General features: G+C 60.7%; 15 protein-coding genes. 6 read left to right on the forward strand and 9 right to left on the reverse strand.

Annotation, left to right across the window (positions count from 1 at the left end; translation table 11 throughout):
* Positions 1-6 precede the first annotated feature (6 nt).
* The gene (locus tag HU730_RS01515) at positions 7-357 is read right to left on the reverse strand and encodes a general stress protein (protein WP_014718036.1); all 351 of its coding nucleotides are present in this window, start codon (positions 355-357) and stop codon (positions 7-9) included.
* Between the two features lie 328 nt (positions 358-685).
* A complete protein-coding gene (locus HU730_RS01520) occupies positions 686-862 on the reverse strand; it encodes a general stress protein (RefSeq protein ID WP_003190478.1) in 177 nt (58 codons plus the stop codon).
* 418 nt (positions 863-1280) lie between these two features.
* Here HU730_RS01520 and HU730_RS01525 point away from each other — a divergent pair, with 418 nt between their 5' ends.
* Complete coding sequence (locus HU730_RS01525) at positions 1281-2804, forward strand: sensor domain-containing diguanylate cyclase (RefSeq protein WP_054921133.1); 1524 nt, start codon at positions 1281-1283, stop codon at positions 2802-2804.
* A gap of 27 nt (positions 2805-2831) precedes the next feature.
* Here HU730_RS01525 and HU730_RS01530 read toward each other — a convergent pair whose 3' ends face one another.
* Complete coding sequence (locus tag HU730_RS01530; protein ID WP_106117608.1) at positions 2832-3158, reverse strand: hypothetical protein; 327 nt, start codon at positions 3156-3158, stop codon at positions 2832-2834.
* A gap of 23 nt (positions 3159-3181) precedes the next feature.
* Positions 3182-3637, reverse strand: a complete 456-nt coding sequence (locus tag HU730_RS01535; protein ID WP_186527287.1) for a GNAT family N-acetyltransferase — start codon at positions 3635-3637, stop codon at positions 3182-3184.
* Between the two features lie 250 nt (positions 3638-3887).
* Between HU730_RS01535 and HU730_RS01540 the strand changes: the two genes are divergently transcribed.
* Entirely contained in the window at positions 3888-4721 is an 834-nt protein-coding gene (locus tag HU730_RS01540) for a DNA/RNA non-specific endonuclease (RefSeq protein WP_096143298.1), read from the forward strand.
* Positions 4722-4730: 9 nt separating this feature from the next.
* On the opposite strand, the gene HU730_RS01545 is transcribed toward HU730_RS01540, so the two are convergent.
* Positions 4731-4967, reverse strand: a complete 237-nt coding sequence (locus tag HU730_RS01545; RefSeq protein WP_034127110.1) for a hypothetical protein — start codon at positions 4965-4967, stop codon at positions 4731-4733.
* 234 nt (positions 4968-5201) lie between these two features.
* On the opposite strand from HU730_RS01545, the gene HU730_RS01550 reads away from it, so the two are divergent.
* A complete protein-coding gene (locus tag HU730_RS01550) occupies positions 5202-5645 on the forward strand; it encodes a YetF domain-containing protein (protein ID WP_034127111.1) in 444 nt (147 codons plus the stop codon).
* 135 nt (positions 5646-5780) lie between these two features.
* On the forward strand, positions 5781-5930 hold the full coding sequence (locus tag HU730_RS01555) for a hypothetical protein (RefSeq protein WP_164919367.1): 150 nt from the start codon (positions 5781-5783) through the stop codon (positions 5928-5930).
* Positions 5931-6080: 150 nt separating this feature from the next.
* Here the strand turns inward: HU730_RS01555 and HU730_RS01560 are convergent, their stop codons facing one another.
* The 4 genes from HU730_RS01560 to HU730_RS01575 all read right to left on the reverse strand — a co-directional run bounded on the left by HU730_RS01560 (position 6081) and on the right by HU730_RS01575 (position 11346).
* Positions 6081-7421, reverse strand: coding sequence for a cytochrome c (locus HU730_RS01560; RefSeq protein WP_054895690.1), 1341 nt, complete (start codon positions 7419-7421; stop codon positions 6081-6083).
* A 16-nt stretch (positions 7422-7437) separates the two neighbouring features.
* Positions 7438-9675: a molybdopterin cofactor-binding domain-containing protein gene (locus HU730_RS01565; RefSeq protein ID WP_054895689.1), complete on the reverse strand. Its 2238-nt coding sequence runs from the start codon at positions 9673-9675 to the stop codon at positions 7438-7440.
* Entirely contained in the window at positions 9675-10133 is a 459-nt protein-coding gene (locus HU730_RS01570) for a (2Fe-2S)-binding protein (protein ID WP_014718046.1), read from the reverse strand. Before HU730_RS01570 ends, HU730_RS01565 begins: the two co-directional genes overlap by 1 nt.
* A gap of 280 nt (positions 10134-10413) precedes the next feature.
* Positions 10414-11346, reverse strand: coding sequence for a LysR family transcriptional regulator (locus tag HU730_RS01575; protein ID WP_186527286.1), 933 nt, complete (start codon positions 11344-11346; stop codon positions 10414-10416).
* A 108-nt stretch (positions 11347-11454) separates the two neighbouring features.
* On the opposite strand from HU730_RS01575, the gene HU730_RS01580 reads away from it, so the two are divergent.
* Both HU730_RS01580 and HU730_RS01585 read left to right on the forward strand, forming a co-directional pair.
* Positions 11455-12954 carry a CoA-acylating methylmalonate-semialdehyde dehydrogenase gene (locus HU730_RS01580; RefSeq protein ID WP_186527285.1) on the forward strand — a complete coding sequence of 500 codons (1500 nt, stop codon included), beginning with the start codon at positions 11455-11457 and terminating at the stop codon, positions 12952-12954.
* Positions 12955-13128: 174 nt separating this feature from the next.
* Positions 13129-13905: an ABC transporter substrate-binding protein gene (locus HU730_RS01585; RefSeq protein WP_072448522.1), complete on the forward strand. Its 777-nt coding sequence runs from the start codon at positions 13129-13131 to the stop codon at positions 13903-13905.
* Positions 13906-13990 lie beyond the last annotated feature (85 nt).

Genomic DNA, 13990 nt, shown 5'->3' on the forward strand with positions numbered 1-13990 from the left:
AGCACATCAGCTTTTGCGTCCGCCGCCGTGGCTGTGTTCGCCACCTTTACGCCCGGCTTCGGAAGCTTTTTCACGGTCATTGGCAAAATTGCCGCCACTGTTCTGGCCGCCTTTGCTGCCCGCCTCGGCGGCGCGTTCGGGGTCATTCTTGAAATTGCCCCCGCTGTTCTGGCCGCCTTTGCTGCCGGCTTCAGCGGCGCGCTCGGGATCATTCTTGAAGTTCCCGCCACTATTTTGGCCACCTTTGCTGCCGATCTCCTGGTAGAACTCTTTGTCATGGGACGCAGAAGTGGCTTCGCCGCCTTTCTTACCGGCTTCGCTGACGCTCATCTGGCCTTGCTTGTCTTGAGTAGTCATGTTCAGTTACCTCGTCGTTATGTCGGTAATGTAACGTTCACTTCGATTGTGCTGGAAACGTGCACTTAGTCGCGTGCGTCAAACGGCACGGTTATAAGTGCCTTTCACACAAGGGTGGCGTTTTAGATGCACTTATCGTGGCTTCGGCTTGTTCAGCAAGTTGCTGATGTTCGTAACACGCAGACGTATTAGAACGCAGGCCAGTCCTTGCTTTAGTTTGCACTTCTACAATCGGCCTGCGAGCTGGCTCGCCGCGCTGATTATCAATGGACGCACGCATGATGAATGCCCTTTGTTAACGAACGGAACAGCGGTACTGCCCGTGTGGTCAGGACTTACGTCCACCACCATGACTGTTCTGGCCGCCTTTACGCCCGGCTTCCGAGGCTTTCTCGCGGTCGTTGGCGAAGTTGCCGCCAGAGGCCTGTCCACCTTTCTTTCCCGCCTGTGATGCTTTTTCGCGATCATTGGCAAAGTTTCCAGGGTTTTTATTGCTCGTCGTCATAACAATACTCCCAGTTTTGAAATGTCGTTTCGCTAGTTGCCCGTTTATGCAACGGACATCTTTTCTGATAGGGGCAAGTGCGCAGATGTTTTGAAATTTTTTAAAAAGGGCGATGAACGGTAGAGTGGTAGATGAAACTTGTACAACTAGGCTCAAGAAGTGCCGCTTCGTATAAGTTTTGTCGCGTCGATTGATATTGAATTAATGGCGACCTTAACGATTGGTTTAGCATTCAATACCCTGTTTGATAGTGGTCATTAAAGGCGCTGGCTACTCTGGCCGGCGCTCAGCCGCACACTCTGTTGCTGCAGCCCGCACAGACTGCTTGTATGCTGGCACTCTGGAACCGGTTGCCCCTGTGAGTACCGACGTTCGAATGATGGCTGGAACGGAAACCGGACTTCCTTAAGGTGCTGACGTGAAGCGTGATACCCGTCTTGTGATGCTGTTGCTGTTGGTGATCGGCTGTTCCCTGACTTCGCTGACGATTTGGAAAGTCCTGTCTTCCCGCGACCGTGCGCTGGCGGAAGTGGATGTGCATGGCTTGAACCTGACCCAGGCCCTTAACACCTATACCGAAGGCATCGTGCGGCAAAGCTCGTTGCTGTTGCTGGGGCTGGTTGAGCGCCTGGAAACCGAAGGCAGTGGCCCTGTGCAAATCCAGCGAATCAGCACGCTGATCAACCTACAGCAGCCGCTGATGCCGCAGCTCAGCGGCATCACCATTTATGATCATCAGGGCCGGTGGCTGCTGTCTTCCAATCGTGCGATTCCGGAGGGCGCCAATAGCAGTGATCGGGCCTATTTCATCCACCATCGCGACGATCCGAGCGCTGAACCTTTTATTGGCCCGCCGATTCAAAGCCGCGCCAACCATGAATGGGTGGTGACCATCAGCCGCCGTTTCAACGACGCGGCCGGCAACTTCGCTGGCGTGGTCGCCGTGACCCTGGGGGTGGAAAACTTTCTGCGGGTATTCGGCAAACTCGATGTGGGCCAGGAGGGCGCCATCGGCCTGTCCTACGCCGACGGCACGTTACTGGTGCGTTACCCGTTCCGCGAGCAGGACATGGGCCGCAACTTCTCCACCTCGCCTATTTATTCCAAGTACCTCGTCGACCAGCCTGTGGGCACTGCGGCCTATACCTCCAGCCTGGACGGCGTAGAGCGGCTCTATGCCTTTCGCAAAAGCGAAACCCTGCCGCTGATCACCACGGTCGCGTTGGGCAAGCACGAAGCCCTCGCGGCGTGGCGCATCGAGGCGGCACTGTCAGCGGTCGTGGTAGCGGGGCTGTTGGGGCTGACGGGGCTGATCGGCTGGTTTCTGATCCTGGATATCCGCAGGCGTACGGCGGCGGAAGAGGCGTTGCGTGTCGCCCAGCAACAGTTGCTCGACTCCAATCGGCAATTGGCGCTATTAGCGAAAAAGGATGCGCTGACCGGCCTCGCCAACCGCCGCTGTTTTGACGAAACGCTGGCGGTGGAAGCGCGCCGGGCGCAGCGCGAGGGTACGTCACTGGCATTGCTGATGATCGACATCGACCACTTCAAACGCTTCAACGATGCCTTTGGTCACGTCGCGGGAGATGCTTGCTTGCAGGCGGTCAGCACGTTATTGGAAACGTGCGTGCGGCGGCCCTCGGACCTGGTGGCGCGCTATGGCGGAGAAGAAATGGCGGTCATCATGCCCGCGACTGACAGTGCAGGCGCTGCGGTGGTCGCGCAACGCATTCTTTCGCGCCTACAGCAGGAGAACATCACACACCCAGGCAGCCCCTTCGGGCGCGTGAGTGTGAGTATCGGCGTTGCGACGGGCCTGGGCTCACGGCTGGAGCCGGTGTTGGGTTTGGTCGAGGCGGCCGATGCAGCGCTTTACGGTGCGAAGGCGGCGGGGCGCAATGGGTTCAACGTGCATCCTGCGGACGTGACTTCGGGCGGCTGAAACGGCTTTTACCTGGGTATGCGCGGCTCACATCCCAAGCGTCGGGATCATGAGTTCGCCGCACTCCATCAGTTGGCCAGCGGTGACTTGCAGCTGCGGGGTGGGTTTGGCCGCATAGCCTGCGATGAAGCCAGCACTTAGCAGTGCCAGGCAGAGGACGGCTTTTTTCACAAGCATGCGCAGGGTCTCGATCGGTTCAAAAGGGTGAACCACAGATTGTGCATTCGAGAAAAGGTTCCTGCGTAGCGCAGATGGCGTTCTGCTTTCTGTAGGAGCGAGCTTGCTCGCGAAAAACCTCAACGATAACGCGCGCTCCCTGAATAAGCGCGGCGCCTGTGAGTGTTTCGCGAGCAAGCTCGCTCCTACAAAAGGTATCGTCAGCGAATGAACCTGACGTACACACGTTCAGGGTCGTTATCGTCCAGATTCTCGATCTGCCCGCTGGGAATAAAGCCGGCTTTCGTCAGCAGGGCCTGGGACGCGCCGTTGGAGGCATTGGTCGACGCGAACAGCTTGGGCGTCTTGCAGGCCGCTTCGGCCGCTGCCAGCAGACGAAGGGCGACGCCTTGGCGTAGGTACAGCGGTGAAACCACCACCAGCGCTATAAACCCATGGTTGAAAAAATCGTGGGTGAGCACCAGGTAGCCGGCGCACACGTTAGCGTTGGCGGCTACCAGGCATTGCTGGCGAACCACGGCATCATAGATAAACACACGACGGCTGGCATGCTCGGTTGCGTAGGCATCCAGTGCGACCAAGGCATGCACATCGTCGGGGATGGCTTGGCGGATCAGCCAGTGTGGAGCAGCGGGAGGCAGAAGGTATTCAGCCATGGTCGTGGAGCATCCTCTGTTTAAACATTTGCCCCCACGTGCTTGATGACAGTCCCTTGTGCATTGATGACGCGATGCTATCGCCCGCTATAGCACAGTTACAGGGTGCGAAGGGTTTACGTTTGTTGGCCTGATTGCAGTCGTTGTTTAGAAATGTTTATGTGTTCCAATGGTTATCTCGACTTGCGCAGGAAGCGCATCGGCCGAGGCCATTCAGTCTTTTAACAGATTCATCCCAAGGAGTAACACCATGCAAGGAAGCACATCGCTCAAGTACCTGGCGTTTTCGTTGATCCCGTTGATGGCCGCCTGTACCACGCCCACACGCCAGTCCGCCGTCCTCCCTGCGCCACCCTTGCAGTTCGATAACTGCGCGGTTGGTTGCCCCACCGGCGGCAGCCCAGTGACGTTGAACCGCCAGGCCTACACGTTGAACAACAACGGTTCGACCAAGTTTGCCAATTGGGTTTCCTACAAGATCACCAAGGCCACCGCGGCCAGCGGGCGTTCCCGTGACTGGCGCACCGATCCGGATATTCCAGCCGGGGAAACCCTGGACCCGGTGGATTACAACGGCGCCAACGTCGCGCTCAAAATCGACCGTGGGCATCAGGCCAACCTCGCGTCAATGGCGGGGGTGGCCGATTGGCAAACCCTCAACTACCTGTCGAACATCACGCCGCAAAAAGCCGAACTCAACCAGGGGCCGTGGGCGCGCCTGGAAGACCAGGAGCGCACTCTCAGCAAGGAGCCAGGCGTCGATCAGGTGTATGTGGCCACCGGGCCGCTGTATGAGCATTTTGTGGGCTCGTTGCCGGGTACGAACAAAGTACACACCATCCCGAGTGGCTATTGGAAAATCATCGTGGTCGGCAGTTCGCCGGAAACGGGTCTGTACGCCTCATTCGTGATGAACCAGGAAACCCCCAAGGGCGCAGACTTCTGCGATTACCAGGTCACCGTGGATCACATCGAAGAGCGCTCGGGGCTGACGTTCTGGAGCACCTTGCCGCAAGCAATGCAAACCACGCTGAAGGCCAGGCAGGGCCAGTTGCCGAGTCGGATCGGCTGTAGCCGAACCTAAGTCTGACGCCTATTCGGCACACACCAACGAGGGCCTGCGGCTGTTGTTCTTGCCCAGGCGCTCACGGGTGCTGATCTCTGTGAGCGGCGTGCCGGTGCTTGCCTGTTCATGCAGCGCTGCTTCCAGCGCTTGCAAATGCTTGTTCAGGATTTTCACCGAACCGCTCGGGTTGGCGGGGTCGAAGGGGATCCGGCCGTTGGCAATCAGCACCATGGCCAGTTCCCAGGCGCGTTGTGAGTCGTTCATGACAGGGGTTCCTTCTTCAGCGTGATCGATATAGAGCTGTGACCCGCTGCCAACGCCCCGGTATCAACTGGGTTGCTGTCGAAATTTCGATCATTTCAACGATTCAGTTGCGCTGAAACTATCATCTTTTTAGATGGTGGCCGGGGCACGTTGAAAGAATGAACCTGAGCGGCACGGTGCTCACCTAATCCGTATGAATCGGTCGTTTCCCATTCACTGTTCCGAGGGGCAACCATGGACTCTGTACTGCGGGCTGTGGCGATTTACCTGGTGCTGCTGGTGCTGTTCAAAGTTGCCGGCAGGCGCACGCTGGCCGAGCTCACCACCTTTGACCTGGTTTTGTTGATGGTCATCGGCGAAGCCACCCAGCAGGCGTTGCTGGGCGAAGATTTCTCAATGACCAACGCCGTGCTGGTCATCGCTACCCTGATTGCCATCGACATTGGCTTCTCGCTGGCCAAGCAGCGTTCAGCCTGGTTCGCGCGGGTGCTCGATGGCGGGCCGACGGTGCTGGTCGAGCAGGGCCAGGTGCTGCATAAACGGCTCAAGCATGCGCGGCTGGACGAGGGTGACATTCTTGAGGCGGCCCGGTCCACCCAAGGGCTTGTCGAGCTCAAGCAGATCCGCTTCGCGATTCTTGAGCGCAACGGCAAGATCTCGGTGATCCCGTTTGATTGATACGCGGCCCCCATTCGTCAGCCAAGGGTCTGTTTTTTGAACGCACGCGCCTCTGTACCAGACAGATAGATCATGGGCGGACGAATGTTGCTGTCGTCACGCGGATATCACTCACTCGCCAGCAGGTGAACCTTCATGAAGAAGCTTTATATGTGCCTGGGCCTGTGCAGCGCATTCATGCTGCACGGCTGTTTTGACAACGCCGACAACGCCACTAAAGACAACAACAGTGGCACCCAGTCGTCGGTGCAGATGCAGGAAGGTAAGGCGGACGAAAATAAATAGCGCGGCCTTGTAGCCGACGCTTATCTACCTGAATGCTCATCGCCCAAATGTGCGAGCTGGCTTGCCTGCGATGTAAACACCTCGGTTCATCAGGAAAACCGAGTCGATGCATTCGCAGGCAAGCCAGCTCCCACAGTTGATCGCGACCGATCAGCGCATATGCAGGATGATCGGGCTACTGCTCGCCGGGTCGGTATGCCCACGCAACTTGCCCACGGCCTTCGCATCGACCGCACCGCCGTGGTTGCCCCAGGTACCGCGCACGTAGCTCAGCACGTCGGCGATTTCCGAGTCGGACAATTGCTCCCGGAACGCTGGCATGCGGTAGGCGTCCGGCAGGCCGGCGGTGATCACGCGCTGTGAGCCATTGAGCGTGATGTTGATCGCGGACGCATCTTCCTTGGCCAGGGCCGAGGTAGCGCCGGCCAGAGGCGGCATCCAGTCGGGCTGGCCTTTGCCGTCGAGCCCATGGCAGGAGGCGCAGCGGGTGGCGTACGTGTGAGCACCGGGGACATCCGAGCGCGCCGTTACCGGCTGATATTGCCAGGGGCTGCCGTCACGCTGGGGGTCGCCGGGCAGTGACTTGAGGTAGCGAGCGATCGCGGCCAGGTCATCGTCCTGCATGAACTGCGTGGAGTTGTTGAAGGCTTCGGTCATCGAGCCATAGACCACGGCATGCTGGTTACGACCGGTCTTGAGGAACTGCACGATCTGTTCCTCACTCCAGCGCCCCAGGCCGGTGTTGTGGTCCTGGCGCAGGCTGGGGGCGTACCAGCCGTCGAGCAGGGCACCGGCCAGGAACGGCGCGCCGGATTCGTCCAGGGCCTTTTCGTTGAACGCCAGCCCCCGTGGCGTGTGGCAACTGCCGCAGTGGCCGGGGCCTTGGACGATATAGGCGCCCCGGTTCCACAGTGCGTCCTGGCCGGGCTTGGCGGCATAGGTCGCGGTCGGTGCAAACACACCGTTCCACAGGGCGATGGGCCAACGCAGGTTGAGCGGCCAGGGAATGTCGCTGGGGATATTAGGCTGGTTGGCCGGTTGCACGCCTTTCATGAAAAACGCGTACAGCGCCTGGATGTCATCGTCGCTGAGCTTCACATAAGACGGGTAGGGCATGGCCGGGTAGAGTCGTCGCCCACCCGGTGCTACGCCGTGGCGTACGGCGCGGTCGAAGTCGGCCAGGCTATAGGTGCCGATACCATGCTCGCGGTCGGGGGTGATGTTGGTGGCGTGGATCGCCCCCAGCGGTGTGGCCATTTCCAGGCCACCAGCGAATGGCTGCTTGCCGGCCAGGCTATGGCAGGCCACGCAGTCACTCACTCGCGCGACGTATTCGCCGCGACTGACCAAGGCGGGGTCGAAACTCGTGGCCTGTTGCTGTTCAAAAGGCGAGGCAGGCTCGCGGGTGACGTACCAGGCCAGCAGGCCGGCGGCGACCACGCAGGGCAGCACCAGCCACCCTGCGGTTCTTGCGAATCGGCGGTTATTCATGGGCATTCCCTGTCGGTTAGCTGAAGGTGTAACGGCTCAAAGGCAGACTGCGGATGCGTTGGCCGGTCAGCTGCGCCACGGCATTCGCCACGGCCGGGGCCACAGCCGGCAACGGCGGTTCGCCGATACCGCCCATTTTTTCTCCGCTTTCGACGATCTTCACGTGTACCTGCGCCATACGCGAAGGCGGCAGCACCGGATAAAGGTCGTAGTTGCGCGCCCTTGGCTTGCCATCCACGTATACCGCTTCCTCCAACAAGGTTTGCGACAGGCCCAAGGCCACGGCACCGTTGACCTGCGCTTGCACAATCGCCGGGTTGACGATGCTGCCCGGGTCAATCGCTTCCCAGATGTGATGAACCTTGACCTGGCCGTTCTCGATCGACACCTCGGCCACCACCGCTGCATGGGAGCCAAACGGCGAGGCCATGGCTACGCCGCGTGCACGGCGGGTGCCGTCTTCGGCGGTGTAGGGCCCACGCTTCCAACCGCCAGACAGCTCGGCGGCCGCTTGCAGCAGGGTGGTCAGGCGCGGGTTGTCGCGCAGCAGGTGCAGGCGCAGTTCATAGGGATCATGGCCGCCTTTGTCGGCCAGTTCGTCCAGGAAGGCTTCGTAGAAAAAGTCATTGAGCGAGTTACCCACCGAGCGCCAATAACCGAGCATGGCCGGGCCTTTGACGTAAATCTGCGCGATGCGTTTGTTGGGTATCGCGTAGCTCTTGCCCGACAACCCTTCCAGGGCAGTAGGGTCGATGGCGTCGCCCTGTTTGCCGGCGATGGCTTCGGTGGGGCCTTCGGTGGCGCTGACCGCTTCGATGGCGACGGGCAGGCCTTTGTCATCCAGCGCGGCGCGGAACTTGACCACGGCGACCGGGCGCAATACATCGCGCACGAATTCTTCTTCACGGCTCCAGATCAGCTTGATCGGCCGGCCCACCGCCTTTGCCAACGCGATGGCTTGCGGGTAAGGATTTGCCGAGTCATACAGGAAATGCCGGCCGAAAAAGCCGCCCAGCAGCGGCGAGTGCAGGGTGACTTGCTCAATGCTCAGACCGGTGCGCTTGGCAATGTCGGCACGGAACATATCCGGCGCCTGGTTAGGCAGCCACACCTCCAGTGTGCCGTCGGGGTTAAAGCGTGCCAGGGCTGAAGGCGGTTCCAACTGGGCATGGTTGAGGTACTGGTTGTGGTAGGTGGCTTCGACGCGGGTCTTGGCGCTGGCCAGTGCACCGGCCACATCGCCTTCGTTTTCGTCATCGCGGGCCGGGCCCTGCTGGGCGGCGAGGAAGTCGCGGTACTTGTCGCTGGAGAAATCCGCTGGCATGGCCCGCACGGTGGAGTCGGCGGCGGCTTCAAGCCACTCCACCTGGATGGCTTCGACGGCCCGCTTGGCATGCCACCAACGTTCAGCTACCACAGCTACGGCGCCGGGCAGGGTGTGAACCGAATGCACGCCTTTCATGGCTTGCACCTGCGCCTGGTTGCGCAGGCTGCCCACGGTCATGCCCAGGCGTGGCGCATGCTGGACGGCGGCATGGAGCATGCCGTCGATTTTCAGGTCGATGGTGTACTGCGCCTTGCCGGTGGATTTGTCATAGGCATCCAGGCGCTTGACCGGCTTGCCGATCCAGCGGAACTGGCTCGGGTCGCGCAGGGTGATGCTGGCCGGGTCGGGCACCGGCATATCCAGGGCGGCACCTGCCAATTCGCCGTAGCCCAGGGAGCGACCGGAAGCGGCGTGCACCACGCGACCGGGCTGTGTGGTCAGCTCGCTGAGCGGTACGCGCAGTTGCTCGGCGCCGGCCTGCATCAGCATCGCGCGGGCGAGGGCGCCGAGGCGCCGCATGGTCGGGTAGCTCATGCGCACCGACATGCTGCCGCCGGTGATGCGCATGCCATTTTCCATCACCACGTAGGCTTCGCCGGGCGGGGCCGCTTCGACGATGAACGTGGCCGGGTCGGCATCCAATTCTTCACCGACGATCTGCGCCATGGCGGTGTGGGTACCTTGGCCGCCTTCCATGAAGGGGCTTAGCAGGCGCACGCTGCCGTCTGGGCGAATCTCCAGGAAGGCGGGTACCTGGGTTCCACGCTCAGCGGCCGCGCCGGTCGCGGCTTGCACGCGGGAGGTGCCCAGCGGCAAGCCGAAGCCGATCACCAGCGCGCCCACCGCGGTGCTGGCCAGGAAGCGGCGACGGGACAGGTTGATCGGTTCGCCCAGGGTAACGCCGGGAATGATCTCGGTGGTGTTCATCAGGCGGTCTCCTTCCCGGCGGCCAAGGCATCCATGGCGGCATGGATCGCGTTGTAGGTGCCGCAACGGCAGAGGTTGACCATCGCCGCGTCGATCTGCGCCTTGGTCGGCGCGGGGGTATGTTTGAGCAGCGCGGTGGCCGCCATCACCTGCCCGGACTGGCAGTAACCGCATTGCGCTACTTGATGTTCGACCCAGGCCGCCACCACACGCTTGCCCACGTCATCGGCCTCCACGGCCTCGATGGTGGTGATCTCGCGACCGACCACGCCCGCCACGGGCGTCACGCAGGCGCGCACCACGTTGCCGTCCACCAGCACCGAACAGGCGCCGCACTGGGCCAGGCCGCAGCCGTATTTGGTGCCGGTCATGCCCAGGTTATCGCGGATCACCCACAATAACGGGGTGTCGGCTTCGGCATCGACCTGATAGGCCTTTTGGTTGATACGTAATTCCATGCGGGCTCACCTGCTGATCATCGGTTGGTGGTGCTGAGTTCTTATAGAAGCGGTGCGACTGGAAGTCGCCCATCGTCGAACTCTAGACCAACGCGCAAGGGCTATCTATCCGATTGCCCTCAAGTTCAGAGGATCAGGCAAGAATTCAACAGGATTGGGTCACTGTCCTCTGTAGGAGCGAGCTTGCTCGCGAAGATCGCCAACGATAACGCGCGCTATCAGGTTTAACGCGGGGTACTCGGTTTTTTCGCGAGCAAGCTCGCTCCTACAAGAGCCTTCATCAGCAGCCACCAAATTGAAACCCGCCTGACAGCTTTTCCTTCAAATACCCTACCAATACGGTCACCGATTTGGGCACATGGGGCGAGTAGGGCCGAATGAGGTAAATCTCATCGGCAAACGCGCCTTTGAGTGTCCAGTCCTTCAATACCTGCACCACTTTGCCAGCGGCCAGCGCCGCCTGGGCGCTGAAGTCCGGGAGCAGGGCGATGCCCAGGTGGTTGAGTGCGGCGTCGCGCAAGGCTTCGCTGTTATTGGTGGCGAAGCTGCCGGCGATGGGCACGGTGAGGCGCTGGCTGCCGCGTTCGAAGGTCCAGGCGGGCTGGTCGGTGCCGCGTGGGTAAAACAGGCAGTTGTGGGCCGACAGGTCACCCGGCTCGCGGGGTTCACCGTGGTGTTGCAGGTAATCATGGGTGGCGACCAGTACCGAGTTGGTGTCGCACAGTTTCCACGCCACGTGGGTTTCGGGCACCTGGAAGCCGTGGCGCACCGCCAGGTCGTAACCCTCGGCGGCCAGTGAGCTCAAGGCATCGGAGACGTCCAGTTGAATACGCACCTGGGGGTACTGCTGCAAAAAGCCGGACAGGTGCGGCACCAGTTGTTGCCGGGCGAAGGCCACGGGGGCGGTCAGGCGCACCAGCCCGCGTATTTCCCCGACCGAGTCGCGCACCGAGGAAAAACTGCGGGCGATCTGCGCGTAGGCGCTGCGCACTTCGCGGGCCAATGACAGCCCTGCATCGGTCAGCCGCACGCTGCGGGTGGTGCGCGTCACCAGCCGGGTGCCCGTGGCCTTTTCCAAGTCGGAAATGCGCTGGCTCACCGCTGACTTGCTCACCCCCAGGCGCGCGGCGGCGGCGGTGTAGGTGCCTTGTTCCTCCAGCACAGACAGCCAGTGAATGTGGGTCCACAGCCCTTCGATCTCAGCCTTTTCCATGGGTGTATTGTTCGCATATAAGGACAATAAGTTCTGGATTCTGCTCTGGTTCGGAACAAAGTGAAAGCCTATCGTGTGGACCAACGCTACCCACCTGGATCGACTGCCATGACTGCAACCATCGAGCACTACATCAACGACCAGCGCGTCAGCCGCGATGACCGTTATCAGGACGTCTACAACCCGGCCACCGGTGAAGTCACCGCCCGTGTGGCCCTGGCCAGCCGCCAGACCGTGGCCGAAGCCGTCGCCGCCGCCCAGGCCGCGTTTGCCGGCTGGGCCGACACCCCGCCGATCCGTCGCGCCCGCGTGTTGTTCGAGTACCTGCATCTGCTGCGCGAACGCAAGGACGACCTGGCGCGCATCATCGTCGCCGAGCACGGCAAGGTGTTCACCGATGCCCAGGGCGAAGTCGACCGTGGCATCGACATTCTCGAATTTGCCTGCGGCATTCCCAACCTGCTCAAGGGCGAACACTCCGACCAGGTATCCCGTGGCATGGACAACTGGACGATGCGCCAGCCGTTGGGCGTGGTCGCCGGCGTGACGCCGTTCAACTTCCCGGTGATGGTACCGATGTGGATGTACCCCATCGCCATTGCGGCGGGTAACACCTTTATCCTCAAGCCCAGCCCGACTGACCCGAGCGCGTCGCTGTTCATGGCCGAGTTGCTGCATGAAGCCGGCCTGCCCAAAGGCGTGTTCAATGTGGTGCAGGGTGATAAAGAGTCGGTGGACGCGCTGATCGAACACCCGGACGTCAAGGCCGTGAGCTTCGTCGGCTCCACGCCGATTGCCCAATACATCTACGAGAGCGGCGCCCGCAACGGCAAGCGCGTGCAAGGCCTGGGCGGGGCGAAAAACCATATGGTGGTGATGCCCGACGCCGATATCGAACGCACCGTGGACGCGCTGATGGGCGCCGCCTACGGCAGTGCCGGCGAGCGCTGCATGGCGATCTCGGTGGCGGTGCTGGTAGGCGACGTGGGTGACAAAGTCATCGCCGCCTTGACCGAACGCGCCAAATTGCTGCGCATCACCGATGGCCGCGATCTCAAAGCCGAGATGGGCCCGATCGTGTCGCAGGCCGCGCTGGAACGCATCAGTGGCTACATTGAGCAGGGTGTACAAGCCGGCGCGCAGTTGCTGCTCGATGGCCGTGACTACGTGCCCACCGAACCCGGCCTGGAAAACGGCTTCTGGCTCGGCGCGACCTTGTTCGACCACGTGACCCAGGACATGAGCATCTACCGCGAAGAAATCTTCGGCCCGGTGTTGGCCTGTGTGCGCGTCAACGACTTTGCCGAAGCGGTGAAGCTGGTCAACGACCACGAGTTTGGCAACGGCGTCAGTTGCTTCACTCGCGATGGCAACATTGCTCGTGAGTTTGCGCGGCGTATCGAGGTGGGCATGGTCGGTATCAACGTGCCGATCCCGGTGCCCATGGCCTGGCACGGGTTTGGTGGCTGGAAGAAGAGCCTGTTCGGTGACATGCATGCCTACGGCACCGAGGGTGTACGTTTTTACACCAAGCAGAAGTCGATCATGCAGCGCTGGTCGGAGAGTATTGAGCAGGGGGCGGAGTTTGCAATGCCGGTGTCCAAGTAAGATTTAAGCTGTGCTGCTGGATCTGATGTGGGAAGGCTCAAGCCCTCCCACATTTTTTTTGCCTGTTGACGGGCAAACACATAAAAGTCCAGTATGGAATTATAAGTACACAATAGCCGCTGCACGTTTTTCTTCACTCTTGCCAAACCAACAACAACTTGCGAGAACCCCACCATGAAGAAACGCCATCTCCTTCCCGCCCTGGCCCTGAGCCTGTTTGCCGCCAGCCACCTGCTGGCCGCCGAGAAAACCCTGCGTATCGGCATTGAGGCCGCTTACCCACCGTTCGCCTCCAAAACCGGTGACGGCAAGATCGTGGGGTTCGACTACGACATTGGCAACGCCCTGTGTGCGCAAATGAAGGTCAAGTGCGTGTGGATCGAAGGGGAGTTCGACGGGCTGATTCCGTCCCTCAAGGTCAAGAAGATCGACATGGCGTTGTCGTCCATGACCATCAACGAAGACCGCAAGAAGTCGGTGGACTTCACCCACAAGTACTACTTCACCTCGTCGCGCCTGGTGATGAAGGACGGCGCCGTGGTGGATGACCAGTACGCCAGCCTCAAGGGCAAGAACGTCGGTGTACAGCGCGCCACGACTACCGACCGGTATGCCACCGAGGTGTTCGAGCCCAAGGGCATCAACGTCAAGCGCTACAGCAATAACGAAGAAATCTACATGGACCTGGCAGCGGGGCGCCTGGATGCGATCTTTGCCGACACCATTCCCCTGAGCGACTTCCTGTCGATGCCGCGCGGGCAGGGTTATGCCTTTGTCGGCCCGGAGCTCAAAGACCCGAAATACGTGGGTGAGGGGGCCGGCATCGCAGTACGCAAGGGCAATGGCGAGTTGGTCAGCGAATTGAATGCGGCCATCGACGGCATTCGCGCCAGCGGCGAATACCAGAAGATTTCACAGCAGTACTTCAAGGCCGATATCTACGGCGACTGATTCTAGCGGATCGAACTCTTGTAGGAGCGAGCTTGCTCGCGAAGAACTCTCAGGCACCGCGTTTACCCAGAATGCACGCGTTATC

Origin of the sequence: Pseudomonas sp. SWRI22, from assembly GCF_014268395.2 — a bacterium.
GTDB classification, from domain to species: Bacteria; Pseudomonadota; Gammaproteobacteria; order Pseudomonadales; family Pseudomonadaceae; genus Aquipseudomonas; species Aquipseudomonas paracarnis.